This window comes from Bradyrhizobium sp. 44, assembly GCF_023073095.1.
Taxonomy (GTDB): Bacteria; Pseudomonadota; Alphaproteobacteria; order Rhizobiales; family Xanthobacteraceae; genus Bradyrhizobium.
In genome coordinates this window covers 917,550-943,393 of sequence record NZ_JADPIY010000029.1, presented here as the reverse complement: position 1 = coordinate 943,393, position 25,844 = coordinate 917,550, and the positions used below count along the sequence as shown (strand labels likewise).

General features: G+C 63.2%; 37 protein-coding genes. 2 read left to right on the top strand and 35 right to left on the bottom strand.

Going from position 1 to position 25,844, the window contains the following annotated elements:
• Positions 1-51 precede the first annotated feature (51 nt).
• Together IVB41_RS30385 and IVB41_RS30380 are read left to right on the top strand one after the other, a co-directional pair.
• Positions 52-1,665, top strand: coding sequence for an OprO/OprP family phosphate-selective porin (locus IVB41_RS30385; RefSeq protein WP_247437893.1), 1,614 nt, complete (start codon positions 52-54; stop codon positions 1,663-1,665).
• Positions 1,666-1,745: 80 nt separating this feature from the next.
• Positions 1,746-2,759, top strand: a complete 1,014-nt coding sequence (locus IVB41_RS30380) for a zinc-binding alcohol dehydrogenase family protein (protein WP_247437891.1) — start codon at positions 1,746-1,748, stop codon at positions 2,757-2,759.
• Between the two features lie 3 nt (positions 2,760-2,762).
• Here IVB41_RS30380 and IVB41_RS30375 read toward each other — a convergent pair whose 3' ends face one another.
• From IVB41_RS30375 to rpsL, 35 genes are all read right to left on the bottom strand, one after another.
• The gene (locus IVB41_RS30375; RefSeq protein WP_027567485.1) at positions 2,763-4,091 is read right to left on the bottom strand and encodes a chloride channel protein; all 1,329 of its coding nucleotides are present in this window, start codon (positions 4,089-4,091) and stop codon (positions 2,763-2,765) included.
• A 56-nt stretch (positions 4,092-4,147) separates the two neighbouring features.
• Positions 4,148-4,444, bottom strand: a complete 297-nt coding sequence (locus tag IVB41_RS30370; RefSeq protein ID WP_027567486.1) for a DUF1330 domain-containing protein — start codon at positions 4,442-4,444, stop codon at positions 4,148-4,150.
• A gap of 9 nt (positions 4,445-4,453) precedes the next feature.
• The gene (locus IVB41_RS30365) at positions 4,454-5,242 is read right to left on the bottom strand and encodes an SDR family NAD(P)-dependent oxidoreductase (protein WP_027567487.1); all 789 of its coding nucleotides are present in this window, start codon (positions 5,240-5,242) and stop codon (positions 4,454-4,456) included.
• Positions 5,243-5,322: 80 nt separating this feature from the next.
• Positions 5,323-6,162, bottom strand: coding sequence for a c-type cytochrome (locus IVB41_RS30360; protein ID WP_247437881.1), 840 nt, complete (start codon positions 6,160-6,162; stop codon positions 5,323-5,325).
• A gap of 119 nt (positions 6,163-6,281) precedes the next feature.
• Positions 6,282-6,698, bottom strand: coding sequence for a 50S ribosomal protein L17 (rplQ, locus tag IVB41_RS30355; protein ID WP_007603047.1), 417 nt, complete (start codon positions 6,696-6,698; stop codon positions 6,282-6,284).
• A 121-nt stretch (positions 6,699-6,819) separates the two neighbouring features.
• Positions 6,820-7,851: a DNA-directed RNA polymerase subunit alpha gene (locus tag IVB41_RS30350; RefSeq protein ID WP_035961343.1), complete on the bottom strand. Its 1,032-nt coding sequence runs from the start codon at positions 7,849-7,851 to the stop codon at positions 6,820-6,822.
• 111 nt (positions 7,852-7,962) lie between these two features.
• Positions 7,963-8,352, bottom strand: a complete 390-nt coding sequence (gene rpsK / locus IVB41_RS30345) for a 30S ribosomal protein S11 (protein ID WP_007603045.1) — start codon at positions 8,350-8,352, stop codon at positions 7,963-7,965.
• Positions 8,353-8,475: 123 nt separating this feature from the next.
• Positions 8,476-8,844, bottom strand: a complete 369-nt coding sequence (gene rpsM / locus IVB41_RS30340; protein WP_007611599.1) for a 30S ribosomal protein S13 — start codon at positions 8,842-8,844, stop codon at positions 8,476-8,478.
• Between the two features lie 187 nt (positions 8,845-9,031).
• Positions 9,032-9,925 carry an adenylate kinase gene (locus IVB41_RS30335; protein WP_247437879.1) on the bottom strand — a complete coding sequence of 298 codons (894 nt, stop codon included), beginning with the start codon at positions 9,923-9,925 and terminating at the stop codon, positions 9,032-9,034.
• Positions 9,926-10,200: 275 nt separating this feature from the next.
• Entirely contained in the window at positions 10,201-11,532 is a 1,332-nt protein-coding gene (gene secY / locus IVB41_RS30330) for a preprotein translocase subunit SecY (protein ID WP_007611601.1), read from the bottom strand.
• 152 nt (positions 11,533-11,684) lie between these two features.
• The gene (rplO, locus tag IVB41_RS30325; protein WP_007611602.1) at positions 11,685-12,170 is read right to left on the bottom strand and encodes a 50S ribosomal protein L15; all 486 of its coding nucleotides are present in this window, start codon (positions 12,168-12,170) and stop codon (positions 11,685-11,687) included.
• A gap of 73 nt (positions 12,171-12,243) precedes the next feature.
• Positions 12,244-12,450: a 50S ribosomal protein L30 gene (gene rpmD, locus IVB41_RS30320; RefSeq protein WP_007603038.1), complete on the bottom strand. Its 207-nt coding sequence runs from the start codon at positions 12,448-12,450 to the stop codon at positions 12,244-12,246.
• Positions 12,451-12,475: 25 nt separating this feature from the next.
• Positions 12,476-13,063, bottom strand: a complete 588-nt coding sequence (gene rpsE / locus IVB41_RS30315; protein ID WP_007603037.1) for a 30S ribosomal protein S5 — start codon at positions 13,061-13,063, stop codon at positions 12,476-12,478.
• Positions 13,064-13,110: 47 nt separating this feature from the next.
• On the bottom strand, positions 13,111-13,473 hold the full coding sequence (gene rplR, locus IVB41_RS30310; RefSeq protein ID WP_007603036.1) for a 50S ribosomal protein L18: 363 nt from the start codon (positions 13,471-13,473) through the stop codon (positions 13,111-13,113).
• An 11-nt stretch (positions 13,474-13,484) separates the two neighbouring features.
• Positions 13,485-14,018: a 50S ribosomal protein L6 gene (gene rplF, locus IVB41_RS30305; RefSeq protein ID WP_007611603.1), complete on the bottom strand. Its 534-nt coding sequence runs from the start codon at positions 14,016-14,018 to the stop codon at positions 13,485-13,487.
• Positions 14,019-14,034: 16 nt separating this feature from the next.
• Entirely contained in the window at positions 14,035-14,433 is a 399-nt protein-coding gene (rpsH, locus tag IVB41_RS30300) for a 30S ribosomal protein S8 (RefSeq protein ID WP_007603034.1), read from the bottom strand.
• A 14-nt stretch (positions 14,434-14,447) separates the two neighbouring features.
• Entirely contained in the window at positions 14,448-14,753 is a 306-nt protein-coding gene (gene rpsN / locus IVB41_RS30295) for a 30S ribosomal protein S14 (RefSeq protein WP_007611604.1), read from the bottom strand.
• Between the two features lie 46 nt (positions 14,754-14,799).
• Positions 14,800-15,357 carry a 50S ribosomal protein L5 gene (gene rplE / locus IVB41_RS30290; RefSeq protein WP_007603032.1) on the bottom strand — a complete coding sequence of 186 codons (558 nt, stop codon included), beginning with the start codon at positions 15,355-15,357 and terminating at the stop codon, positions 14,800-14,802.
• Positions 15,350-15,664: a 50S ribosomal protein L24 gene (gene rplX, locus IVB41_RS30285; RefSeq protein ID WP_007603031.1), complete on the bottom strand. Its 315-nt coding sequence runs from the start codon at positions 15,662-15,664 to the stop codon at positions 15,350-15,352. The genes rplE and rplX overlap by 8 nt, the downstream gene beginning before the upstream one ends.
• Positions 15,664-16,032 (bottom strand): 50S ribosomal protein L14, encoded by a 369-nt coding sequence (gene rplN, locus IVB41_RS30280; protein WP_007603030.1) that lies wholly within the window; start codon positions 16,030-16,032, stop codon positions 15,664-15,666. Before rplN ends, rplX begins: the two co-directional genes overlap by 1 nt.
• An 83-nt stretch (positions 16,033-16,115) precedes the next feature.
• The gene (rpsQ, locus tag IVB41_RS30275) at positions 16,116-16,364 is read right to left on the bottom strand and encodes a 30S ribosomal protein S17 (protein ID WP_007603028.1); all 249 of its coding nucleotides are present in this window, start codon (positions 16,362-16,364) and stop codon (positions 16,116-16,118) included.
• A 13-nt stretch (positions 16,365-16,377) separates the two neighbouring features.
• The gene (rpmC, locus tag IVB41_RS30270; protein ID WP_247438245.1) at positions 16,378-16,584 is read right to left on the bottom strand and encodes a 50S ribosomal protein L29; all 207 of its coding nucleotides are present in this window, start codon (positions 16,582-16,584) and stop codon (positions 16,378-16,380) included.
• Between the two features lie 5 nt (positions 16,585-16,589).
• On the bottom strand, positions 16,590-17,003 hold the full coding sequence (gene rplP, locus IVB41_RS30265) for a 50S ribosomal protein L16 (RefSeq protein ID WP_007603024.1): 414 nt from the start codon (positions 17,001-17,003) through the stop codon (positions 16,590-16,592).
• A 32-nt stretch (positions 17,004-17,035) separates the two neighbouring features.
• Entirely contained in the window at positions 17,036-17,761 is a 726-nt protein-coding gene (rpsC, locus tag IVB41_RS30260) for a 30S ribosomal protein S3 (RefSeq protein ID WP_007603023.1), read from the bottom strand.
• Positions 17,762-17,779: 18 nt separating this feature from the next.
• Entirely contained in the window at positions 17,780-18,166 is a 387-nt protein-coding gene (gene rplV / locus IVB41_RS30255; protein ID WP_007603022.1) for a 50S ribosomal protein L22, read from the bottom strand.
• 10 nt (positions 18,167-18,176) lie between these two features.
• Complete coding sequence (gene rpsS / locus IVB41_RS30250; protein WP_007603021.1) at positions 18,177-18,455, bottom strand: 30S ribosomal protein S19; 279 nt, start codon at positions 18,453-18,455, stop codon at positions 18,177-18,179.
• A 12-nt stretch (positions 18,456-18,467) separates the two neighbouring features.
• Entirely contained in the window at positions 18,468-19,301 is an 834-nt protein-coding gene (gene rplB, locus IVB41_RS30245) for a 50S ribosomal protein L2 (protein ID WP_007603020.1), read from the bottom strand.
• A 12-nt stretch (positions 19,302-19,313) separates the two neighbouring features.
• The gene (locus tag IVB41_RS30240; protein ID WP_007603019.1) at positions 19,314-19,616 is read right to left on the bottom strand and encodes a 50S ribosomal protein L23; all 303 of its coding nucleotides are present in this window, start codon (positions 19,614-19,616) and stop codon (positions 19,314-19,316) included.
• Positions 19,613-20,233 (bottom strand): 50S ribosomal protein L4, encoded by a 621-nt coding sequence (gene rplD / locus IVB41_RS30235; RefSeq protein ID WP_007603018.1) that lies wholly within the window; start codon positions 20,231-20,233, stop codon positions 19,613-19,615. The genes IVB41_RS30240 and rplD overlap by 4 nt, the downstream gene beginning before the upstream one ends.
• A gap of 1 nt (position 20,234) precedes the next feature.
• Complete coding sequence (rplC, locus tag IVB41_RS30230) at positions 20,235-20,948, bottom strand: 50S ribosomal protein L3 (protein ID WP_007603016.1); 714 nt, start codon at positions 20,946-20,948, stop codon at positions 20,235-20,237.
• A gap of 53 nt (positions 20,949-21,001) precedes the next feature.
• On the bottom strand, positions 21,002-21,310 hold the full coding sequence (gene rpsJ / locus IVB41_RS30225; protein ID WP_002712302.1) for a 30S ribosomal protein S10: 309 nt from the start codon (positions 21,308-21,310) through the stop codon (positions 21,002-21,004).
• An 82-nt stretch (positions 21,311-21,392) separates the two neighbouring features.
• Positions 21,393-22,583 (bottom strand): elongation factor Tu, encoded by a 1,191-nt coding sequence (gene tuf / locus IVB41_RS30220; RefSeq protein WP_018456453.1) that lies wholly within the window; start codon positions 22,581-22,583, stop codon positions 21,393-21,395.
• A gap of 40 nt (positions 22,584-22,623) precedes the next feature.
• The gene (gene fusA, locus IVB41_RS30215) at positions 22,624-24,696 is read right to left on the bottom strand and encodes an elongation factor G (protein ID WP_027518591.1); all 2,073 of its coding nucleotides are present in this window, start codon (positions 24,694-24,696) and stop codon (positions 22,624-22,626) included.
• 30 nt (positions 24,697-24,726) lie between these two features.
• On the bottom strand, positions 24,727-25,197 hold the full coding sequence (gene rpsG, locus IVB41_RS30210; protein ID WP_007603009.1) for a 30S ribosomal protein S7: 471 nt from the start codon (positions 25,195-25,197) through the stop codon (positions 24,727-24,729).
• Positions 25,198-25,212: 15 nt separating this feature from the next.
• Positions 25,213-25,584 (bottom strand): 30S ribosomal protein S12, encoded by a 372-nt coding sequence (gene rpsL / locus IVB41_RS30205; RefSeq protein ID WP_007603006.1) that lies wholly within the window; start codon positions 25,582-25,584, stop codon positions 25,213-25,215.
• Positions 25,585-25,844 lie beyond the last annotated feature (260 nt).

The window sequence follows — 25,844 nt, the reverse complement described above, 5'->3', positions numbered from 1 at the left end:
AGGCTCTCCGCCAGCGACTTGGGGAAGTTCGTCAAACGATGGAGTCATGACGTGAGTAGGACAAGAATTGCAGCCACGGCGATGGGTCTCGCCGCCGCACTGGCAGCCTCGCAGGCCCAGGCCCAATCGGCGAGCAGCAGCGACCAGGAGATCGCGCTCCTGAAGCAGCAGCTGAAGATGCTGGAGCAGAAGCTCGACAAGCTCCAGAGCCAGACCGCCGCGAATACTGCGGCCACAGCGAAGGCCAGGCTTGAGGCGAAGGCGGAGGCAAAAGCCGAAGCGCGTTCCGAAGCGAAGGCCGCCGTCGCCAACGCCAACGCGGCGATCCCGCTCAAGGGACCGGCGCCCGCATCCGGCGTCGTCGTGACAATGCCGAACAACCGACCGACCATCTGCACTGCCGATGGGGCTAACTGCGTCGGGATCACAAGCCGCGTGCATTGGGATGTCGGCGGCTATGACTATCGGCCCAACACGGCGGCAACCGTGCCGCAAAAGCTCGACAGCGGCGAGAACGTCCGCCGCGCGCGCATCGGTGTCGCCGGCAAGTTCTTCCACGACTGGAATTTCGCGCTGGTCTACGACTTCGGCGGCTCCTCCGACGGGTTTGGCGGCGCAGCTCCGGGTTCGCTGCCCGGCGGCGGCGTCTCTGGCGTCGAGAACGCCTATCTCAGCTATACCGGCCTGAAACCGTTCGGCGGCAAGATGGCCATCGAAGGCGGCATCATGGACCTGCCCTACACTCTCGATGAGGCCACGAGCTCCAACGACATCATGTTCATGGAGCGCGCCTCGGCGGGGATCGTCGCCACGAGCATCGCCGCGGGCGACTTCCGTTCGGCGGTCGGCACGCGCTGGTACAACGACGAGTTCTGGGTCGGCGCCTATGTCACCGGCCCCGCCACCGGTGCGATCCACTCAGCGTCGAGCGTTGCGCCGAACGGCGCCACGGAACAATACGGCGCGGTCGCGCGTGTCGCCGGCCAGGTCGTCAGCGGCAAAGACTACTCGGTCCATCTCGGGGGCAATGCCGAATGGCTGATCCAGCCGACGCGCAATCTGGTGACGGGTGCACAGACGGTGACGCTGACCGATCGTCCGGAACTGCGCATCGATCCCACGGCGCTGGCTACGACCGGCGCGATCGCCAATGCCTCCGGCGCGCAGGTCTACAGCGTCGAAGCCGCCGCCACCTATGGACCGCTGATCCTGCAAGGCGAGTATTTCTGGTACAACATCGATCGCAGCGCCAATACCGGCCTGCCGCCGCTGGGTGCGCCGAGCCTCAAATTCCAGGGCGGCTACGCGCAGGCCGGCTACGTGCTGACTGGCGAGGGTCGCAGCTATAATGCGGCGAATGCGGCCTATGGCGGCGTCAAGCCGGCGCACCCGTTCTCGCTCGAGGGCGGCGGCTGGGGCGCGTGGGAAGTCGCGGGACGCTTCTCCACGATCGACCTCAACGATCAGCTCGGGACCGCCACCGGCATCGCAGGCGGCCGGCAGACCGTCTACACGGCGGCGCTGAACTGGTATGTCAACGGCAACGTCCGTTTCATGCTGGACTATCTGCATGGCACGGTGTCGAGGCAGGCCTCGCCGGTCTCGACCGCCGATGTCGGCTCGAAGTTCGATGCGGTCGCCATGCGGACGCAGTTCGCGTTCTAGGTATCGCCTGTCGTCCCGGGGTACGCGAAAACGCGAACCCGGGACCCAGCATCTGCAACGCTATCTGAAGGAGACAAGCCATGAAGGCCGTCGGCTACAAGAAATCGCTTCCGATCGAGGATCAGGACGCGCTGATCGATTTCGAGACCGCAAGGCCCGAGCCCGGCGGCCGCGACATCCGCGTCGCCGTGAAGGCGATCTCGGCCAATCCGGTCGATTACAAGGTGCGCAAGCGCGCCGCTCCGCCCGAGGGCGAGACGAAGATTCTGGGCTATGACGCGGCCGGCGTGGTCGACGCCGTCGGTCCCGACGTCACCTTGTTCAAGCCGGGCGACGAAGTATTTTACGCCGGCGCGATCCTGCGCCAGGGCACCAATTCCGAATTCCATCTCGTTGACGAGCGCATCGTCGGCAATAAACCGAAGAGCCTGTCGTTCGCGCAGGCAGCCGCCCTTCCCCTCACCTCCATCACCGCCTGGGAGCTGTTGTTCGACCGGCTGGGTGCGGTGCCCGGCAAGAGTGTCGATCCACGTACGCTGCTGATCACGGGCGGCGCCGGCGGCGTCGGCTCGATCCTGATCCAGCTCGCTCGCCGCCTCACCGGGCTGACCGTGGTTGCAACCGCAACGCGGCCGGAATCGCAAAAATGGTGCCTCGATCTCGGCGCGCATGCAGTAATCGACCACGGCCAACCGATGAAGGAGCAGATCGAGAAGCTCAAGCTGCCGCCAGTCGCGCTGGTGGCGAGCCTCACCTTCACCGACCAGCACTACAAGAGCATCGCCGATTTGATGGCGCCGCAGGGCAAGTTCGGCCTGATCGACGATCCGTCGGAATTCACCATGAGTGCGTTCAAGGGCAAGGCAATCTCGGTGCATTGGGAATCGATGTTCACGCGCTCCTCGTTCCAGACCGCCGATATGATCGCGCAACATCATCTGCTGAACGACGTCGCCGACCTCATCGACAAGGGCGTCTTGCGTACCACGCTCGACCAGACCTTCGGCACGATCAACGCTGCCAATCTCAAGCGCGCGCACGCGCTTTTGGAGAGCGGCAAGTCGCGCGGCAAGATCGTGCTGGAGGGGTGGTAGGTCTTAGCTCGAAGCGGGCGCCGCTTTCGTCTCCGGCGGACGCGTCGCCCGCTCGATAAAGCCCTTGGCGAGCGCGTGGTAGATCCCTTCCTCGCAGATCAGCCGTGAGGTGGCGTGTGCGATCAGGGCAGCGGCCATTAACGGCACCACCATGGCGTGGTTGTCGGTCATCTCGGTCACGATGACGAAAGCGGTGATCGGCGCCTGCACCACCCCTGCAAAATACGACACCATGCCGAGCAACATGATCGCACCGAGCGGAGCGTCGTGGAAGAAGGACGCGATATTGCTGCCGAGGCCGGCTCCAACGGCGAGTGACGGCGAAAAAATTCCGCCGGGTATGCCACTGATCGCCGCGAAGGTGGTGGCGAGAAGCTTGAGGATGCCGAAGTCCTGCGGCAGCGGTGCGCCCTGCTCCAGGGCCGTCTTTACCTGCTGGTAGCCTGTGCCATAGACCGTATCGCCGGAGACGATGCCGCAGATCGCGACCGCCAACCCGCACGCGAGCGCGAACCACAAAGGGTGGCCCTTGACCGCACGCCCGAACGGATGGGCCGAGCCCCGCGCCATGGTGATGACGATGCGGCTGAAGACGCCGCCGGCCACGCCACCAACCACGCCGCACACCGGAACCGCGAGCCAGTCGGCGCCGGGGGCCAGCGACATCGCACTGCTGCCGAAATAGGCGTAGTTGCCCATCAGCGCGAGCGAGGTCAGGCCGGCCGCGATCACCGCCGCGATGATCAGGCTGCTGGTACGCGTCTCGAAAGCACGGCTCATCTCCTCGATGCCGAAGACGATCCCCGCCAGCGGCGTGTTGAAGGCGGCCGCGACGCCAGCAGCCGCGCCGGCCAGGATCAATCCGGGCTGGCGGCGTGGCGAGACGCGGCCGAGCGCGAACATGATGGAAGCGCCGACTTGAACGCTCGGTCCTTCCCGGCCGACGGAGCCACCGCACAGCAGACCGAACAAGGTGAGGATCACCTTTCCGATCGCGATTCGGATCGAGACCAGGCTCTCGCGCGCCGTCTGATCGGTCAGATGCCGTGCGGCGATCGCCTGAGGAATGCCGCTGCCCTGTGCGTTCGGGAACAACCGGGTGGTCAGATAGGCCGAGAGCATGAAGCCGAGAGGTGTCACCGCGAGCACGGCGTAGCGCGATTTGGCTAGCAGCAGCGCAAAGGCGTGCTGGGCGAGATCGGCAAGCTGCGCCAGCGCCACCGCCGCGGCGCCAACCCCGATTCCACCGAGCACGAAGATCGCCCGCCGCTGCCATCGCGCGGATGTCAGCCTGAACAGGCGTTTATGGCGGGTCGAGAGGGGCCAGAGCATAAAACCGAAGTTTAGCCGGTCCCGCCGCGAATTGAAGAGGCAAGCGAGCAGACCAGCTAGACCGGAACCATGCCCTCGACGAACATCAACCGCCGCTCCAGCGCGGTCTGCCGAAGCTTTAGCGCCTCCGCATATTCCGGCGACGCGTACCATTCGCGCGCGCGTTCCATCGAGGTAAACTCCACGATGATGATGGTCTTGGGCGGCGGGCCGCCCTCCACCAATTCGGCGGCGCCGCCGCGGACGAGATAGCGGCCGCCATATTGCGCGATGGTAGCAGCAGCCAGCGTACGATAGGCCTCCATCGCGGCCTGATCACGCGCCTCGACCTCCGAGATCACATAGGCCGGCATGAGACGGCCTCAGGCAATCGTGTTGACGATGCCGCCTTCCGCGCGCAGCGCCGCACCGTTGGTCGCGGAGGCTTCCTTCGAAGCCGCATACACCACCATGTTGGCGATCTCGTCGACGCTGGCGAAGCGTTGGAGCAGCGAGCTTGGCCGATGCTGTTTGACGAAATTGGCCGCGGCCTCATCGACCGACTGCCCGTTCTGCTTGGCGAGATCCTTCACGAAGGTCTCGACGCCTTCCGACATGGTCGGGCCCGGCAGCACGGAATTGACGGTGACGCCGGTGCCGCGTGTGAGCTGCGCCAGGCCGCGCGCGACCGAGAGCTGCGCCGTCTTGCTCATGCCGTAGTGGATCATCTCGACGGGAATGTTGAGCCCTGATTCCGAGGAGATGAAGACGATTCGGCCCCAGTTGCGCTTGAGCATGCCCTTCATATACGCGCGTGACAGACGCACGCCGCTCATCACGTTGACCTCGAAAAAGCGACTCCAGTCTTCGTCCGGAATGTCGAAGAAGTCTTTCGGCTCGAAGATGCCGGCATTGTTGATAAGGATGTCGACGTCTGGCAGCGCCGCCGCCAACGCCTTGCAGCCCGCCGCGGTCGAGACGTCGGCGGCGATGCCGCGGACCTTTCCGCCCGCCCCTTCCAGCTTGCGCACGGCCGCATCGACCTTGCCCTGGCCGCGTCCGTTGATCACGACGCTCGCACCGGAGCCGGCAAGGCCCTTGGCGATGGCGTGGCCGATGCCGGCGGTCGAGCCGGTGACGAGGGCGGTCTTTCCGGAAAGGTCGATCTTCATGCGATGTCTCCATTGAAACTGACGGAGATATCGTGCGCTGCGCGGGCGGGTGCAATCGCCCCTCACCGACGCGTGAGGATTTAGTTGCGAGGCGGAAGCGTCCGGAGAAGCGCGACGATGGCATCGAGATCCTGGGCCGTCATGCTGGCATAGGCAGCATAGGCCATCGGCGGCTTCAGTTTGTGGCCGTCGCGTGCGATGCCTTGCGCAATCGCACGTTTGATTTCGTCGTCGCTCCACCCGCCGATGCCCGCGGCTATATCCGCGGTGATGTTGGCGGAGACGGATTCGCCCCACGGCCCCTTGAATGTCCGGCCGCCCTTGCCGCTCGCTCCGGCGAAATCGTGCACGACGGACGGGCCGTCCGGCGTGTGGCATTCCAGGCAATGGGCGATGGTCAGGAGATAGCGGCCGCGCGCAAGCCTGTCGGAAAGCTCAGCCTCGTTCGCCTGCTTGCCGGCGTAGATCGGCGTCTCCGGCTTCGGCGCGCTTCTGTATTCCGGCGGCGGCGTCTCGTGGCGTACGGCCGGCACTGAGCGCAAATAAGCTGCGAGTGCGTCGAGATCGCGGGCCGTGAGCACGGTGTAGAACGCGGTCGGCATGATCGGCGCGACCCTGGTTCCGTTCGGCCTGACCCCGCTGACGAGAAACCGCTTCAGCTCGGCGTCGGTCCAGTTGCCGATGCCGGTGTCCTTGTCCGGTGTGATGTTGGAGCCAGAGACCTTGAAGGCGGGCTCGTCAAAAACCTGGCTGCCCCCGGAGAGCGCGCGAGAGAGATCGAGCCCTTGCGGCCCTCGCGGCGTGTGGCAGTTGTGGCAAACCATCACGCTGTTGACGAGATAGGCGCCGCGCTCGACGAGCGTCTCGCCAGAGGCCGGCGACATCAGCAGCGCCAGCGCAATCCCTGACACAATCCTCATCGAGAGCCCCCGGCCGGAATCGCGTTCAACGCAACGATGCGCAGTATGAGATGCAGCCGCGCCATACAAAAAAGCGGCGCCCGAAGGCGCCGCTTTCTGAAAACTCTCCGCCGGTCGGCTTACGCCGCCTCGGCTTCCTTTTCCTGCACCGGGCCGGAGTCCTGGCCCTTGGCATCGACGTCGCGGTCGACGAACTCGATCACGGCCATCGGCGCATTGTCGCCGTAACGGAAGCCCGCTTTGATGATGCGGGTGTAGCCACCCTGGCGATCCTTGTAGCGGGGCGCGAGCGTGTCGAACAACTTCCTGACCTGATCCTTGTCGCGCATCTCGGAGATGGCCTGGCGGCGCATGGCCAGCCCGCCCTTCTTGCCGAGGGTAATCAGCTTCTCGACGATCGGACGCAATTCCTTCGCCTTCGGCAGCGTGGTGACGATCTGCTCGTGCTTGATCAGCGCGGCGCACATGTTGGCGAACATCGCGCGGCGATGCTCGGCGGTGCGGTTGAGCTTGCGATGAACCTTGCCGTGACGCATTTTATCTATTCCTTGAATTTCATTCGTCGCGACGGTTCGTCGGACCAGTTGCTCAGGTGGGCTGCCTGCGTTCGCCCGCTAAGGCGCGATGAATTCGCGCCTCAGCCTGTCGTCGTTCGGATCAGTAATGATCCTCGAAGCGCTTGGCGAGCTCGTCGATGTTCTCCGGCGGCCAGCCCGGCACTTCCATGCCGAGGTGCAGACCCATCTGGGCCAGCACTTCCTTGATCTCGTTCAGCGACTTGCGGCCGAAGTTCGGAGTGCGGAGCATTTCGGCTTCCGACTTCTGCACGAGGTCGCCGATGTAGACGATATTGTCGTTCTTCAAGCAGTTGGCCGAACGCACCGACAGCTCGAGCTCGTCCACCTTCTTGAGGAAGGCCGGGTTGAAGGCGAGGTCCGGGATGATCTCCTGGGCGACTTCCTTGCGCGGCTCTTCGAAGTTGACGAACACGTTGAGCTGGTCCTGCAGGATGCGCGCAGCGTAGGCCACGGAATCATCCGGCGTCAGCGCGCCGTTGGTCTCGATCGTCATGGTCAGCTTATCGTAGTCGAGGATCTGGCCCTCGCGGGTGTTCTCGACCTTGTAGGAGACCTTGCGGACCGGCGAGTACAGGCTGTCGACCGGGATCAGGCCGATCGGCGCGTCCTCGGGACGATTGCGCTCGGCGGGCACGTAGCCCTTGCCGGTGGCGACCGTGAACTCCATGCGAATCTCCGCGCCCTCGTCGAGCGTGCAGATCTGCAGGTCCGGATTGAGCACGACGACGTCGCCGACGGTCTGGATGTCACCGGCGGTGACGACGCCCGGGCCGGACTTCTTCACGACCATGCGCTTGGGGCCTTCGCCCTGCATCTTGATCGAGATGTCCTTGATGTTGAGCACGATGTCGGTGACGTCCTCACGGACGCCCGCGATCGAGGAGAACTCGTGCAGCACGCCGTCGATGTGCACCGACTGCACAGCCGCGCCCTGGAGCGACGACAGCAGGATGCGGCGCAGCGCGTTGCCGAGCGTCTGGCCGAAGCCGCGCTCGAGCGGCTCGGCGACGATGGTCGCGAAACGGTTCGAATCGCTGCCGGGCTGTACCTGCAGCTTGTTCGGCCGAATCAGTTCTTGCCAATTTTTCTGGATCGTCACTGTTTCACCCATACAGGCCAGTCAGACTGCTGTTGCAGGCACTGGCGTTGGAGAAAGGCCGCAGATCATTTCCGCGGCTTTGCAAAAAGTCATTGCGGGCGCCGATGCGCCCGCAATCTGGTATCAAACGCGCCGACGCTTACGGGGACGGCAACCGTTGTGCGGGATCGTGGTCACGTCGCGGATCGAGGTGACGGTGAAGCCTGCGGCCTGGAGCGCCCGGAGCGCCGATTCGCGGCCCGAACCGGGACCGGCGACTTCGACTTCCAGCGTGCGCATGCCGTGTTCCTGCGCCTTCTTCGACACGTCCTCGGCGGCAACCTGTGCGGCATACGGGGTCGACTTGCGCGAGCCCTTGAAGCCCATCGTGCCGGCGGAGGACCAGGCGATCGTGTTGCCCTGCGCATCGGTGATGGTGATGGTCGTGTTGTTGAACGACGAGTTCACGTGCGCGACGCCGGAGGCGATGTTCTTGCGCTCACGACGACGAACGCGGGTGGCTTCCTTGCCCATAGACTACCTTTCCTGAAGATCTCAAACGCCGCCGTAATGCCAGCGGCTACACCTGTAGAACGAAAGGCGTGTGGCGAACGGGTCATCCCCGGGTCGCCACACGCCGTAATTGGATGCGAAAACTTACTTCTTCTTGCCGGCGATGGCCTTGGCCGGACCCTTGCGCGTGCGCGCATTGGTGTGGGTACGCTGGCCACGCACCGGCAGACCGCGACGATGGCGCAGGCCGCGATAGCAGCCGAGATCCATCAGTCGCTTGATGTTGATGCCGACCTCACGACGCAAATCGCCCTCGACGAGATAGTCGCGGTCGATCACTTCGCGGATCTGAAGCACTTCGGCGTCGCTGAGCTGATTGACCCGACGATCGTCCGGGATTTTGACCTTCTCCATGATCTCACCGGCGATCTTCTGACCGATGCCATGGATGTACTGGAGCGCGATCAGCACGCGCTTGTTGGTCGGGATGTTCACGCCGGCAATACGGGCCACGGCCTTCTCTCCTGTCGCCGATCCCTCGTCAGGAATCGGGCTTTAAGTGCTTGGTTTCTCGGGCAGGTGTTCACAAACGCGAACACGACGCCCACCCCTAGTCTTCCTGGGGCCCGGCATCGTTTTAAACTATCCGACTTGGATGCGGGGCTTATTAGGGGATTCAGGGGGCTTTCGTCAACCGCTGCTAGCGCTTAGCTCGCCTTTTCGTGACCTTTTTTGCGGCCTTTTTGGCACCTTTCTTGACAGCCTTCCTGGCGGTCTTTTTGGCTGCCTTTTTCTTCACGGTTTTCTTGACGGCTTTCTTGGCCGCCTTCTTAGGACCCTTCACGGCCTTCTTGGCCGCTTTCCTGGATTTGGCGGCCTTTTTGGCCGCCTTCGCCGGCTTTTTGGCCGATTTTTTCGCCGCCTTGGCCTTTTTGGCCGGAGCCGCCTTGGCCGCGCGCCGGGCGGAGGCCTTGCCGTGCGTCTTGCCATGCGTCTTGGGCTCGACCGCCCCAAGCGCCAGGAGCAGGCGATGGATGGCGCGGGTGACCTCGTCGATCGCCATCATGCCGTCGATGGTCGAGAGCTTCCGCCGCTCGGAATAGTAGTGAATCAGCGGTTCCGTCTGGTTGCGGTAGCTGGCTAACCGCTTGGTCAAGACCTCCGGGGTGTCGTCGAGTCGGACCTCCTCCCCGCGCTCGCGCATCTGGGCGACGCGGGTCTCGACACGGTTCAGGAGTGCACTCTCGTTGACGCGGAGCTCGATCACGGCGTCGAGCTTGAGGTGCTTGTGCTTGAGCAGCTCATCCAGCGCCTCGGCCTGCGGCACAGTGCGCGGGAAACCGTCGAGGATGAAACCGTTTTTGGCATCCGGCTGATCGATTCGATCGGAGATGATTCCGACCACGACATCGTCGGGCACAAGACCGCCGCTGGCCATGATCTCCTTGGCCTTGAGACCGACCGGCGTTCCGGCCGCCACCGCGGCACGCAACATCTCGCCGGTCGAGAGTTGGACGATGCCATAGCGCTGCACCAGCAGCTGCGCCTGGGTGCCCTTGCCCGATCCCGGCGGCCCCAGAAGTATAATTCTCATCGGCGTACGCCCCCCCGATTGGTGCGCGATACGTCGCGCACCTGTGTTTTGAAGTCCAGTTACAGTGCAAATCATAATCAGCGCCGCACCGCTACCCATATCATAGGGGAGCAAATGGCCGGACGCCAAGAAGCCTTTGAGATCAGTGATTGCGCTTCATTGCGAGTGGCTCTGCCGATGCCACCGGATGGCTGGCTGGCCGCTCCCGCAGGCGCCGCGCGTTACTCGCGCGGCGAATCGGCGGCGCAATTGCGCCGCCTGAGAGGACTCCGCGCTTAACGGCGCCGGCCGCGCAGCTTCGATTTCCGGATCAGACCTTCGTACTGATGCGCCAGGAGATAGCCCTGCACCTGTGCCACCGTGTCCATGGTGACGCTGACGACGATCAGCAGCGAAGTGCCGCCAAAGTAGAACGGCACCGAGGCGTAGGAGATCAGGATTTCCGGAATCAAGCAGACGATCGCCAGGTAGACCGCGCCGAGCACGGTAATGCGCGACAGCACGTAGTCGATATATTCCGCGGTACGCTCGCCCGGACGGATACCCGGAATGAAGCCGCCGTGCTTCTTCAGATTGTCTGCGGTCTCGGTCGGATTGAACACGATCGCGGTGTAGAAGAATGCGAAGAACACGATCAGCGCCAGATACATGATCAGGAACAGCGGACGGCCGTGGCCGAGCTGGGTGTTGATCCACTGGAACCATTCCGGCCCGCTCCCCGCGTTGAAGTTCGCAACCGTGGTCGGCAGCAGCAGCAACGAGGACGCGAAGATCGGCGGGATCACGCCCGAAGTGTTGAGCTTGAGCGGCAGATGCGAGGACTGCCCCTCGAACATCTTGTTGCCGACCTGGCGCTTCGGATACTGGATCAAGAGCCGGCGCTGGGCGCGCTCCACGAACACGATGAAGGCGATCACGGCCACCGCCATGATGATGACGACCAGAATCAGGCCGGTCGACATCGCACCCTGACGGCCGAGCTCGAGCATGTTGGCGAGCGCCGCGGGCAGCTCGGCGACGATGCCGGAGAGAATGATCAGGGAAATGCCGTTGCCGATGCCGCGCGAGGTGATCTGCTCGCCCAGCCACATCAGGAACATGGTGCCGCCGGTCAGCGTGATCGCGGTGGACAGACGGAAGAACATGCCGGGGTCGCTGACGACGTTGCCGGCGCCTTCGAGGCCCACCGCGATGCCGTAGGACTGGAACGCGGCCAGGATTACCGTGAGATAACGGGTGTACTGGTTCAGCAGCTTGCGGCCGGACTCGCCTTCCTTCTTCAGCGCCTCGAGCTGCGGCGAGACGGTGGTCAGGAGCTGGATGATGATGGAGGCCGAGATGTACGGCATGATGTTCAGCGCAAAGATCGCCATGCGGTGAATGCCGCCGCCGGCGAACATGTTGAACATGCCGAGGATGCCGCCCGCCTGGGAGCGGAAGACCTGCTCCCAGATGTTGGGATCGATGCCGGGCAGCGGGATGTAGGTCCCGAGCCGATAAACGAGCAGCGCGCCCAGGGTGAACCAGATGCGCTTCTTCAGTTCGTCAGCCTTGGCAAACGCACCGAAATTGAGATTGGCTGCCAGTTGTTCCGCTGCAGAGGCCATCTTGGACTTTCTCCCGCCGCCTTTTGCGCCGTTATGCCCGCGGCCGGGCTACATTATACCGGACACCGGACATTATCTGGGGCTACGGCTTCGATAAGTCCATCGTCCCGCATGCGTAAAGGCCCGCGAGCCGCGGGCCGATGACGCAGTTGTTACGCCGCCTCGCCTTCTTCCTTGGCAGGGGCGAGGATCTTCACCGAGCCGCCGGCCTTCTCGACTGCCGCGATCGCGGTCTTCGAGGCGCCGTGCACTTCGATGTTGAGCTTGGCCTTGAACTCGCCGCGGCCGAGCAGCCGCAGGCCACCCTTGGCGCGGCGCAGCACGCCAGCCTTGACCAGGGATTCGACGTTCACGACGCTGCCGGCGTCGATCTTCTTGGCATCGACGGCGTCCTGGAGCCGGTCGAGATTGATCTCGGCGAACTCGATGCGGAAGATGTTGTTGAAGCCGCGCTTGGGCAGACGGCGATGCAAGGGCATCTGACCGCCTTCGAAACCCTTGATGCGCACGCCCGAACGCGCGGTCTGGCCCTTGCCACCGCGGCCGGCCTGCTTGCCCTTGCCCGAACCAATGCCGCGGCCGACGCGCATACGCTTCTTGCGCGAGCCGGCATTGTCGGCGATATCGCTGAGCTTCATCGCCCTGCTCCTTGTTTCTTGCGCATGACCTTCACCGAAAACGGGTCCCCGCTTCGGGATCGTGCGCCTTTGCTTACTTCTCGTCGACGATGCGAACGAGATGGTGAACCTTCAAGATCATGCCGCGCACCGCCGGGGTGTCCGGCAGTTCGCTGGTGCGGCCGATCTTGTTGAGCTTGAGCCCGATCAGCGTCGAGCGCTGCGAGTGATGGCGGCGGATCGCGCTGCCGGTCTGCTCGATCTTGATCGTCTTTGCGGTCGTAACGGCACTCTTGGCCATGGGCGTCTACTCCGAAAAGCTTCCGTTATTCGGCAACCGCCTCGGCGTCGCCACCGATACGGCGGGACTGGAGGGTGGACACCTTGATGTTGCGGCGGGCAGCGACCGAGCGCGGCGAATCCTGATGCTTCAGCGCATCGAAGGTCGCGCGAACCATGTTGTACGGGTTCGACGAACCGATCGACTTCGCAACCACGTCCTGGACGCCGAGCGTCTCGAACACGGCGCGCATCGGACCGCCGGCGATGATCCCGGTACCGGCCGGAGCTGCGCGCAGGTAAACACGGCCCGCGCCATGACGGCCGGCGATATCGTGATGCAGCGTGCGGCCCTCGCGCAACGACACGCGGGTCAGGTTGCGCTTGGCGGATTCGGTTGCCTTGCGGATCGCCTCGGGCACTTCGCGCGCCTTGCCGTGACCGAAGCCGGCGCGGCCCTTCTGGTCGCCGATCACGACCAGCGCTGCGAAACCGAAGCGCTTGCCGCCCTTGACGACCTTGGCGACGCGATTGATGTGGACGAGCTTGTCGACGAACTCGCTGTCGCGCTCTTCCCTGCGTTCACGTCCGCCGCCGCGTTGATCGCGTCCACCACGTTGTTCGCGTTCTGCCATGGTTTTTCCAGTCCTTCAGAGGCTTACGCCTCAATCCTCAAATTCTGTTAGAAGCTCAGCCCGCTCTCACGCGCCGCGTCGGCAAGAGCCTTGACGCGCCCGTGGTAGAGATAGCTGCCGCGATCGAACACGACTTCCTTGACGCCCTTCTCGGCGGCGCGCTCGGCCAGCAGCTTGCCGACCGCCTTCGCCGCATCGATGTCGGCGCCGGTCTTGCCGCCGTCGCGCATCGACTTCTCGAGCGACGAGGCAGAGGCCAGCGTCTCGCCCTTCAGGTCGTCGATGACCTGGGCGTAGATGTGCTTGGACGAGCGGAACACCGACAGGCGCGGACGGCCGCCACCCGAGCGGCGCAGCTTCAGACGTACACTGCGCTTGCGCCGGGCATTCGTAACCTTGGCTTTCGACATGACCGGCTCCGTTACTTCTTCTTGCCTTCCTTGCGGAAGATGAATTCGCCAACATACTTCACGCCCTTGCCCTTGTAGGGCTCCGGCGGACGATAGGAGCGAATCTCGGCGGCGACCTGGCCGACGCGCTGAATGTCGCTGCCGGTCACCGTGATCTCGGTCGGCTTCGGCACGGTGATCGTGATCCCTTCCGGGATCGCGTAAACCACATCGTGGCTGTAGCCAAGCGCGAGCTGCAGGTTCTTGCCCTGCAGCGCGGCGCGGTAACCGACGCCGGTGATTTCGAGCTTCTTCTCGAAACCCTTGGTGACGCCTTCGACCAGATTCGCGACCTGGGCGCGAGCGGTCCCGTAAAGGGCCCGCGCGCGGTTGGTCTCGACCCGCGGGTTCACCTTGACCTGGCCGTTGTCGAGCTTCACCTCGACGTCGCTATGGACGACGAACTGAAGCTGGCCCTTCGGCCCCTTCATCTTGACGGTCTGCCCGTCGACGGTCGCGGTCACACCCGACGGCACCGCTACCGGCCTTTTGCCAACACGTGACATGGATCAAAAATCCTTCTCAGAACACCGTGAAGAGAACTTCGCCGCCCACGTTCGCTTCACGCGCACTGTGGTCAGCCATGATTCCCTTCGGTGTCGACAACACTGAAATGCCGAGTCCGTTATTGACCCGCGGCAGGTTCTTCACCGAGGCGTAAACGCGACGCCCAGGCTTGGAGACACGCTCGATCTCGCGGATAACGGGCTCGCCGTCGAAATACTTCAGCTCGATCTCGATCTCGCTGCGGCCCGAGGAGTGCTCAAGCGTGGCGTAACCGCGGATGTAACCTTCGCTCTTCAGCACCTCGAGCACGTTCTCGCGCATCTTCGAGCCAGGCGTGGAGACCTTGTTCTTGGAGCGCATCTGCGCGTTGCGGATGCGGGTGATCAGATCGCTGATTGGATCGTGCGTAGACATCTAAACGACCCTCCTTACCAGCTGGACTTCACGAGGCCCGGGACCATGCCCTTGGAGCCAAGGTCCCGCATTGCGATGCGGGACAGTTTGGTCAAGCGATAGTTCGAGCGCGAACGGCCCGACAGCTCGCAACGCAGACGGATGCGGGTCGCCGACGAGTTGCGCGGCATTTCCGCCAGCTTCAGGGTCGCGGCGAACCGCTCCTCCATCGGCAACGTCTTGTCGGCGATGATCGCCTTCAACCGCTCGCGCTTCGGAGCGGCGTTCTTCGTCATCCGCTTGCGCCGGTTGTTCTTCTCGATTGAACTCTTCTTTGCCATGTTTGGCTCCTGGGTATCCGCGTTTGAGAGGCTTTAGGTCAGCGTCTCACTGCCGGAACGGGAAATTGAAAGCGGTCAACAAGGCCCTCGCCTCGTCGTCGGTCTTGGCCGTGGTGCAGACGGTGATGTCCATACCGCGGGATTCCGTGACCTTGTCGAAGTCGATCTCGGGGAAAATGATGTGTTCCTTGAGGCCGAGCGAGTAGTTGCCGCGACCGTCGAAGCTCTTCGGGTTCAAGCCGCGGAAGTCGCGGACGCGCGGCAGCGCGACCGTCACCAGGCGATCGATGAACTCGTACATGCGGGCCTTGCGCAGCGTGACCTTGCAGCCGATTGGCTGGTTCTCACGCAACTTGAAGGTCGCGATCGCGATCCGCGAATAGGTCACGATCGCCTTCTGGCCGGCGATCTGGGTCAATTCCGCAGCGGCGTTCTCGGCCTTCTTGCGGTCGTTGACGGAATCGCCAACGCCCATGTTCAGCACGACCTTGTCCAGGCGCGGAACCTGCATGACGTTCTCATAACCGAACTTCTCGGTCATTTCCGTCCGGATCTTCGCGTCGTATTCCGCGCGCAGGCGCGGCGTGTAAGCGGCCTCAGCCATCGATCTCAGCTCCCGAGCTCTTGGCGATGCGGACCTTCTTGCCGTCCGCCAGAATCTTGAATCCGACGCGGGTCGGCTTCCCGTCCTTGCCGACATACGCGATGTTGGACAGTTGGATCGGCGACTCTTTCGAGATGATGCCGCCCTCCTGGGCCTGCGTCTGCTTCTGGTGACGCTTGACCATGTTGATGCCGCGCACCAGCGCCGTACCGGCGTCCGGACGCACTTCGAACACCTCGCCGGTGCGGCCCTTGTCGCGGCCGGTCAGCACGACGACCTTGTCGCCCTTGCGGATCTTCGCAGCCATCACAGCACCTCCGGCGCGAGCGAGATGATCTTCATGTGGTTCTTGGCGCGCAGCTCGCGCGGCACGGGCCCGAAGATACGGGTACCGACCGGCTCGGACTGATTGTTGATCAGAACGGCGGCGTTGCGGTCGAAGCGGATGACCGAACCGTCGGCGCGGCGGATGTCCTTGCGGACGCGCACCACGACGGCCTTCATCACGTCGCCCTTCTTCACCTTGCCACGCGGAATCGCTTCCTTGATCGAGACAACGATGATGTCGCCGATCGTGGCGTAGCGGCGCTTGGAGCCCCCGAGCACCTTGATACACATGACACGGCGTGCGCCAGAATTATCGGCCACGTCGAGGTTGGTCTGCATCTGAATCATTGATGCACCTCGTCCTCTTCTATTTGCGCCAGCCCAGCCGGCGCTCAACATTTACCTGAAGTCAGTCGGCTAAAGCCAACAGATCAGGCGCTTTTCTTGTGTTCGCCCCGGATCACGACCCAGCGCTTCAACTTCGAAATCGGCTTCGATTCCTCGATCCACACCATGTCGCCCGGCTTGAACTCGTTGCTCTCGTCGTGCGCGTGGTAGTTCTTCGAACGGCGGATCGTCTTCTTGTAGATCGGGTGCGTGAAGCGGCGATCGACGCGCACCACGATGGTCTTGGCTTGCTTGTCGCTGACGACCACGCCCTGCAAAGTACGTTTCGGCATCTTCGTAAGCCTCTTACTTCTTCTTCACGCGCGTCTGCGCGGCGACGGTCTTGATCCGGGCGATGTCACGGCGGGCCTCGCGCAGGCGCGAGGTGTTCTCGAGCTGCCCGGTGGCGCGCTGGAAGCGCAGGTTGAAGCGCTCCTTTTTCAAGTTCAGGATGGCGTCATCCTGCTGATCGGGGCTCAACGCGCGGATATCTTCGATTTTCATCTGGGCCATGGCCATTACTCCGCAATGCGCTCGACGAAGCGCGTCTTGATCGGCAGCTTGGCTGCCGCCAGGGTCAGCGCTTCACGCGCCGTCTGGGTGTTGACGCCGTCGATCTCGAACAGCACCCGGCCCGGCTTGACGCGCGCGACCCACAATTCCGGCGCGCCCTTGCCGGAACCCATGCGGACTTCGGCAGGCTTCTTCGACACGGGAACGTCGGGGAATATGCGGATCCAGACGCGGCCGGCGCGCTTCATGTGGCGGGTCAGCGCGCGGCGAGCGGCTTCGATCTGGCGCGCAGTGACGCGCTCAGGCTCGGTCGCCTTCAGACCGAACTGGCCGAAGGCCAACGTCGCGCCCGAAGACGCAACGCCGTGGATACGGCCCTTATGCGCCTTCCGGAACTTCGTTTTCTTAGGTTGCATCATGGCTTCAAGCCCTCAAATTCTCTGTGCTGGCGTCAGGCTGCAGCGTTGTCCCGGCGCTGCCGGCCGCCGCGATCGCCGCCGCCACCAGTCTCACCTTCGGCCATTCTCTTGTCCTGGGCCATCGGATCGTGCTCGAGGATCTCACCCTTGAAGATCCAGACCTTGACACCGCAGGTGCCGAAGGTCGTGAACGCGGTCGCAACGCCGTAGTCGATGTCTGCGCGCAGCGTGTGCAGCGGCACGCGACCTTCGCGGTACCACTCCATGCGCGCGATTTCCGCACCGCCCAGACGTCCCGAGCAGTTGATGCGGATGCCTTCCGCGCCGAGACGCATCGCCGACTGCACGGCGCGCTTCATGGCGCGGCGGAACGCCACGCGGCGCTCCAGCTGCTGCGCGATCGACTCAGCCACCAGCGTCGCATCGAGCTCCGGCTTGCGGATCTCGACGATGTTGATGACGACGTCGGACGCGGTGATGTCCGCGACCTTCTTGCGCAGCTTGTCGATGTCGGCACCCTTTTTGCCGATCACCACGCCCGGACGAGCCGAGTGGATGGTGACGCGGCACTTCTTGTGCGGACGCTCGATCACGATGCGGGCGACGGCCGCCTGCTTGAGCTCCTTGTGCAGGATCTCGCGGATCTTGACGTCCTCGTGCAGCAGCTTGCCGTATTCCTGCTTGCCCGCGTACCAGCGGGAATCCCAGGTCCGGTTGATGCCGAGACGCAGACCGATCGGATTGATCTTTTGACCCATCGTGTTCTCCTGCGTCCCTTAAGCCGCTGCTGCGGCTTCGACCTGACGAACGATGATCGTCAGCTGTGAAAATGGTTTGTAGACACGGCCCGAACGGCCACGGCCGCGGGCGGCAAAGCGCTTCATCACGAGGCCGTTGCCGACGAAGGCCTGCGCCACGACGAGATCATCGACGTCGAGGTCGTGGTTGTTCTCGGCGTTGGCAATAGCCGATTCCAGGCACTTCTTCACGTCAACCGCGATCCGCTTGCGCGAAAACTGCAGGTCGGCGAGCGCAGCAGCCGCCTTCCGGCCGCGAATGAGCTGGGCGACCAGGTTGAGCTTCTGCGGGCTCACCCGCAGCATCCGGGCGACCGCCTTGGCCTCGTTCTCGGCGAGGCTCCGTTCGCGCTTAGGTTTGCTCATCGTTTAATCCTCAAGCCTTCTTGGCTTTCTTGTCCCCGGAGTGGCCATGGAAGGTCCGGGTCGGCGAGAACTCGCCGAACTTGTGACCGACCATTTCCTCGTTGACGGCCACCGGCACGTGCTTCTGACCGTTGTAGACGCCGAAGGTCAGACCGACGAATTGCGGCAGGATCGTCGAGCGACGGCTCCAGATCTTGATGACGTCGTGACGGCCGGACGAGCGCGCGGCATCTGCCTTCTTGAGCAGAGAACCCTCGACGAACGGGCCTTTCCAGACTGAACGAACCATGTCCGGCGTTCCTTACTTCTTCCGCTTGTGGCGGCTTAGGAGAATGAATTTGTTGGTCGACTTGTTGGAGCGGGTCTTCTTGCCCTTGGTCGGCTTGCCCCACGGAGTAACCGGGTGGCGACCGCCCGAGGTACGACCTTCACCACCGCCGTGCGGATGGTCGATCGGGTTCATCGAGACGCCGCGGTTATGCGGCTTGCGGCCCAGCCAACGGTTGCGGCCGGCCTTGCCGATCGACGTGTTCATGTGATCCGGGTTCGACACCGCGCCGATCGTGGCGCGGCAACGGCCGTGCACCAGGCGCTGTTCGCCCGAGTTCAGGCGGACGATCACGTAGTCCTGGTCGCGACCGACGAGCTGGGCGTAGGTGCCCGCGGAACGGGCGAGCTGGCCGCCCTTCCCGATCTTGACCTCGATGTTGTGGATGATCGTGCCGACCGGCATGTTGCCGAGCGGCATGACATTGCCCGGCTTCACGTCGACGTAGTTGCCGGCGACGACGGAATCACCGACGGCCAGGCGCTGCGGCGCCAGGATATAGGCCTGGGTGCCGTCTTCGTACTTGACCAGCGCGATGAACGCGGTGCGGTTCGGATCATATTCCAGCCGCTCGACCGTCGCGGGCGCATCGACCTTGTCGCGCTTGAAATCGACGGTACGCAACGTCCGCTTGTGGCCACCGCCGCGGAAGCGCACCGTGATGCGACCGGTGTTGTTGCGGCCGCCAGAGGAGTGCTTGCCTTCGGTGAGCGCCTTGACCGGCTTGCCCTTGTAGAGGGCCGAACGATCGACCATGACCAGCTGGCGCTGGCCCGGCGTCGTGGGATTGAATGTCTTCAGTGCCATCGTCGTACGACCTTACAGACCGGTGGTCACGTCGATCCGGTGACCCTCTTCGAGAGTCACGATCGCGCGCTTGGAGTTCGACTGCGAGCCGAGGTTGCCGCGGAAGATCTTGGTCTTGCCCTTGCGGACCAGCGTGTTGACACTCTTGACCTTGACGTCGAACAGCTTCTCGATCGCTTCCTTGATCTGCGGCTTGGTCGCCTTCGCGGCCACCTTGAACAGCACCTTGTTGTGCTCCGAGGCGATCGTGGCCTTTTCGGTCACGACCGGCGACAGGATCACGTCGTAGTGGCGAGGCTCGATGTTCTTCGTCATTTGAAGCGCGCCTCCAGCGCATCGATGGCGGCCTTGGTCAGAACGAGTTTCCGACGGCGCAGGATGTCATAGACGTTGATGCCCTGGATCGGCAGCACGTCCATGTTCGGGATGTTGCGGGCTGCAGCGGCGAAGCCGTTGTTGAGCTCGGCGCCGTCGATGATCAGCGCGTTGGTCAAACCCAGACCGGAGAAATGACCAAGCAGCGCCTTGGTCTTGGCGGCTTCCAGCGCGGCTTTGTCGATCACGATGAGATCGCCGTCCTTGGCCTTGGCCGAGAGCGCATGCTTGAGCGCGAGCGCACGGACCTTCTTCGGCAGGTCGGTGGCGTGCGAACGCACCACCGGACCGAAAGCACGGCCACCGCCGCGGAACTGCGGCACGCGAGCCGAGCCGTGACGAGCACCACCGGTGCCCTTCTGCTTGTACATCTTCTTGCCGGTGCGCCAGATCTCGGCGCGGCCCTTGGCCTTGTGCGTGCCGGCCTGGCGCTTGTTGAGCTGCCACTGCACGCAACGTGCAATGATGTCCTGGCGCGGCTCAAGGCCGAAAATGGTGTCGGAAAGCTGGACCGAGCCGGCTTCCTTACCTTCGAGGGTGGTGACCTTCAATTCCATCTCACGCCTCCTGCGCAGCCGGAGCAGCGTCCGCTTCGCCAGCAACCTTGAACTTGCCGGGCTTCGGAGCTTCCTTAGGCAGCGGCTTCTTGACGGCGTCGCGCACGCGGATCCAGCCGCCCTTGGAACCGGGAACGGCGCCTTCGACGAGGATCAGGCCGCGCTCGACATCGAGCTGAACGACCCGAAGGTTGAGCGTGGTGATGCGATCGACGCCCATGTGACCGGGCATCTTCTTGTTCTTCCAGGTCTTGCCCGGGTCCTGACGGCCACCGGTCGAACCGATCGAACGGTGCGAGACCGAGACGCCGTGGGTGGCGCGCAGACCGCCGAAATTCCAGCGCTTCATACCGCCGGCAAAACCCTTACCGACCGAAGTACCGGTGACGTCGACGAACTGACCGACGACAAAGTGGTCCGCCAGGATCTCGGCACCGACGGGGATCATCTGATCCGCGGAGACGCGGAATTCCTCGACCTGCCGCTTCGGCTCGACCTTGGCGACCGCGAACTGGCCGCGCTCCGCCTTGGGCATGTACACGGTCTTGCGGCTGCCAGAACCAAGCTGGAGCGCGACATAACCGTTTTTCTCTTCGGTGCGGTGGCCTACGACCTGGCAATTGCCGAGCTTCAGCACGGTCACGGGGATATGTTCGCCGGCCTCTGTAAAGACCCGCGTCATCCCGACCTTTTGTGCGATCACTCCGGAGCGCATCGGCGTGCTTCCTGTTCTTTCTGTCCGCTAGTGGCGAACGTGATCCAAAAATCTTAGAGCTTGATCTCGACGTCGACACCGGCGGCCAAGTCGAGCTTCATCAAAGCATCGACGGTCTGCGGGGTCGGATCGACGATGTCGAGCAGGCGCTTGTGAGTGCGCATCTCGAACTGCTCGCGGCTCTTCTTGTCGACGTGCGGCGAACGGTTGACGGTGAACTTCTCGATGCGGGTGGGCAGCGGAATGGGTCCGCGGACCTGCGCGCCGGTGCGCTTCGCCGTGTTCACGATCTCGCGGGTCGACGTATCGAGGATACGATGGTCGAACGCCTTGAGACGGATACGAATGTTTTGGCCGTTCATTGCCGTGGTCTTTCTTCAGTGGGGTGGCGAATAGCGAATAGCGAATGTCACATTCGCTATTCGCCGATCCCTATTCTCGCAATTACTCGATGATCGAGGCGACGACGCCGGCGCCGACGGTACGGCCACCTTCGCGGATCGCGAAGCGGAGCTTCTCTTCCATCGCGATCGGCACGATCAGGTGCACTTCCATCGCGATGTTGTCGCCCGGCATCACCATCTCGGTGCCTTCCGGCAGATGCACGACACCGGTCACGTCGGTGGTGCGGAAGTAGAACTGCGGACGGTAGTTGGTGAAGAACGGGGTGTGGCGGCCGCCCTCTTCCTTGGTGAGGATGTAAGCCTCAGCCTTGAACTTGGTGTGCGGCTTGACCGAACCCGGCTTGCACAGCACCTGGCCGCGTTCGACGTCCTCGCGCTTGGTACCGCGAAGCAGCGCACCGATGTTGTCGCCGGCCTGGCCCTGATCGAGCAGCTTGCGGAACATTTCGACGCCAGTGACCGTGGTCTTCTGCGTGGCGCGCAGACCGACGATCTCGATTTCCTCGCCGACCTTGACGATACCGCGCTCGACACGGCCGGTCACGACGGTGCCGCGGCCCGAGATCGAGAACACGTCTTCAACCGGCATCAGGAACGGAAGGTCGACCGGACGCTCCGGCTGCGGAATGTAAGCGTCGACCTGCTTCATCAGCTCGAGGATCGCGTCATGGCCGAGCGTCTTGTCGGAATCTTCGAGGGCGGCGAGCGCCGAGCCCTTGATGATCGGGATGGTGTCGCCCGGGAATTCGTACTTCGAGAGCAGCTCGCGAACCTCGAGCTCGACGAGCTCGAGCAGTTCCGGATCGTCGACCATGTCGCACTTGTTGAGGAACACGACGAGCGCGGGAACGCCGACCTGGCGGGCGAGCAGGATGTGCTCGCGGGTCTGCGGCATCGGACCGTCAGCGGCCGACACGACCAGGATCGCACCGTCCATCTGGGCGGCGCCGGTGATCATGTTCTTCACGTAGTCGGCGTGGCCAGGGCAGTCGACGTGCGCGTAGTGGCGGTTCTTGGTCTCGTATTCGACGTGCGCCGTCGAGATCGTGATACCGCGCGCCTTCTCTTCCGGCGCCTTGTCGATCTGGTCGTACGCCGTGAACGTCGCGCCGCCGGCTTCGGCGAGGACCTTGGTGATCGCCGCGGTCAGCGACGTCTTGCCATGGTCGACGTGACCGATGGTGCCGATGTTGCAGTGCGGCTTGTTACGTTCAAACTTTGCTTTGGCCATTTGACTCTCCGTTCAATCGTCAGTTCGAGACCGACGACAATCAGGCAAACTTCTTCTGGACTTCTGCCGACACGTTGGCCGGCGCTTCTGCGTAGTGGTCGAACTGCATGGTGAAGGTTGCGCGACCCTGGCTCATCGAGCGCAGGTTATTCACGTAACCGAACATGTTCATGAGCGGCACCATCGCGTTGATGACGTTGGCGTTGCCGCGCATGTCCTGACCCTGGATCTGACCGCGCCGGGAATTCAGGTCGCCGATGACGGAGCCGGTGTAATCTTCCGGGGTCACCACTTCGACCTTCATGATCGGCTCGAGCAGGACGGACTTGCCCTTCTGCAAGGCTTCGCGGAATGCAGCACGCGATGCGATTTCGAAGGCGAGCGCCGACGAGTCGACGTCGTGATACTTGCCGTCGACGAGCTGAACCTTGACGTCGACCACCGGGAAGCCCGCGACGACACCAGAGCCCATCACGCTGTTGAGGCCCTTTTCGACGCCGGGGATGTATTCCTTCGGAACCGCACCGCCGACGATCTTGGACTCGAACTCGTAGCCCTTGCCGGGCTCGTTCGGCTCGACCACGATCGACACTTCCGCGAACTGACCGGTACCGCCGGTCTGCTTCTTGTGGGTGTACTTGACCTCGGCCCTCTTGGTGACGCGCTCACGGAACGCCACCTGCGGCGCGCCGATGTTGGCATCGACCTTGTAGGTGCGGCGGAGAATGTCGACCTTGATGTCGAGATGGAGTTCGCCCATTCCCTTGAGGATGGTCTGGCCGGACTCCTGGTCGGTCGACACGCGGAAGGACGGATCCTCCGCAGCGAGCTTCGCCAGCGCCACGCCGAGCTTTTCCTGGTCGGCCTTGGACTTGGGTTCGATCGCGATCTCGATGACCGGCTCGGGGAATTCCATCTTTTCGAGGATCACCGCCTTGTCGGGATCGCACAGCGTGTCACCGGTGCGCGCTTCCTTTAGGCCAGCCAATGCGACGATGTCGCCGGCATAGGCTTCCTTGATGTCTTCGCGGTTGTTCGCATGCATCAGCAACATGCGGCCGATGCGCTCCTTGCGGTCGCGAGTCGAATTGATGACGCCGGTGCCCGACAGCAGCGTGCCGGAATAGATGCGGCAGAAGGTGATGGTGCCGACGAATGGGTCGTCCATGATCTTGAAGGCCAACAGAGCCAGCGGCTCCTTGTCGTCCGGCAGGCGAACGACCTCGTTGCCGTCTTCGTCGACGCCCTTGATGGCGGGCACGTCAACCGGCGACGGCAGATAATCCACGACCGCGTCGAGCAAAGGCTGCACGCCCTTGTTCTTGAACGCCGAGCCGCACAATACCGGGAAGAACGCGCCAGTCAGCACGGCCTTGCGGATCAAGCGCTTCAACGTCGCCTCGTCCGGCTCCTTGCCGTCGAGGTAAGCGGCGAGAACTTCGTCGTCGAGCTCGACGGCGGCTTCCAACAGCTTCTCGCGGTATTCCTTGGCCTTCTCGACCATGTCCTCGGGAATATCGATGTCGACGAACTTGGCGTCGAGCTTCTCTTCTTCCCAGACAACGCCCTTCATACGAACGAGATCGACCAGGCCCTTGAAGTTGTTCTCGGAGCCGATCGGAAGCTGGATCGCGATCGGCTTCGCGCCGAGGCGGTCGACGATATCCTGCATGCACTTGTAGAAGTCGGCGCCGGTCTTATCCATCTTGTTGGCGAAGACGATGCGCGGAACCTTGTACTTGTCGCCCTGGCGCCAGACCGTCTCGGTCTGGGGCTCGACGCCCTGGTTCGAGTCGAGCACGCACACGGCGCCGTCGAGCACGCGCAAGCTGCGCTCGACTTCGATGGTGAAGTCAACGTGGCCGGGAGTGTCGATGATGTTGAGACGCTTGCCTTCCCAGAACGCGGTGGTCGCGGCCGACGTAATCGTAATGCCACGCTCCTGCTCCTGCTCCATCCAGTCCATCGTCGCGGCACCTTCGTGCACTTCGCCGATCTTGTGGCTCTTGCCGGTGTAATAGAGGATGCGCTCGGTGGTCGTGGTCTTGCCGGCATCGATATGCGCCATGATACCGAAGTTACGGTAGTTCTCTATGGCATGAACGCGGGGCATGGAGTGTTCCTTAGATTCCGTGTGTCGCCGTTACCAGCGATAGTGCGAGAAGGCGCGGTTGGCTTCCGCCATCCGGTGCACGTCTTCGCGCTTCTTGACGGCGTTACCCCGGTTGTTCGACGCGTCCAGGAGCTCCGCAGAGAGCCGCTCGGTCATCGTCTTCTCGTTGCGATCGCGCGCAGCCGAGATCAGCCAGCGAATGCCCAGCGCCTGACGGCGCACCGAGCGAACTTCGACCGGAACCTGATAGGTCGCGCCACCGACGCGGCGGGAGCGCACTTCGATCGTCGGCATGACGTTCTCGAGTGCCTGCTCGAACACGCCGAGCGGGTTCTGCTTGGTCTTGCTTTCGATGAGGCCGAACGCGCCGTAGACGATGCCTTCGGCGACAGACTTCTTTCCGGCGTACATCACCGAATTCATGAACTTCGTGACAATGATGTTCCCGAACTTCGGATCGGGAAGGACTTCGCGCTTTTCGGCAGAATGGCGACGAGACATGGACCTGGTTCCCGCTTACTTCGGACGCTTGGCGCCGTACTTCGAACGGCGCTGCTTACGGTTCTTGACGCCCTGGGTATCCAGAACGCCGCGGAGGATGTGGTAGCGCACGCCGGGCAAGTCCTTGACGCGACCGCCGCGGATCATGACCACCGAGTGCTCCTGGAGGTTATGGCCCTCACCGGGGATGTAGCCGATCACCTCGAAGCCGTTGGTCAGGCGCACCTTGGCAACCTTACGAAGCGCCGAGTTCGGCTTCTTCGGGGTCGTGGTGTAAACGCGCGTGCAAACACCGCGCTTCTGCGGCGACTGCTGCAGTGCCGGCACCTTCTTGCGCGACTTCTGCACTTCCCGCGGTTGAGCGATCAGCTGGTTGATCGTCGGCATCCTGGCATTACCCTTTGTGTTCTGCCGCGGCCCGTCACCGGGTCCGCAAATTCTTTCGAGCTACCCGCCCGACGAGGCCGCCTTGCGCGGAACAATCCGCACAAAGCGAAATCGCGCCAACCACCCCTCAACGGGCGGAAAGCGCTTCGACGCCACAGAGGACCGCAGTAGTTGAACCGGTCAGCTTGAAGCTGCGGCCCGCGCACCGAGGTCATGCATCCGAATTCGATCTCGAGAGAACATGCTCAAGAGAACTAAAA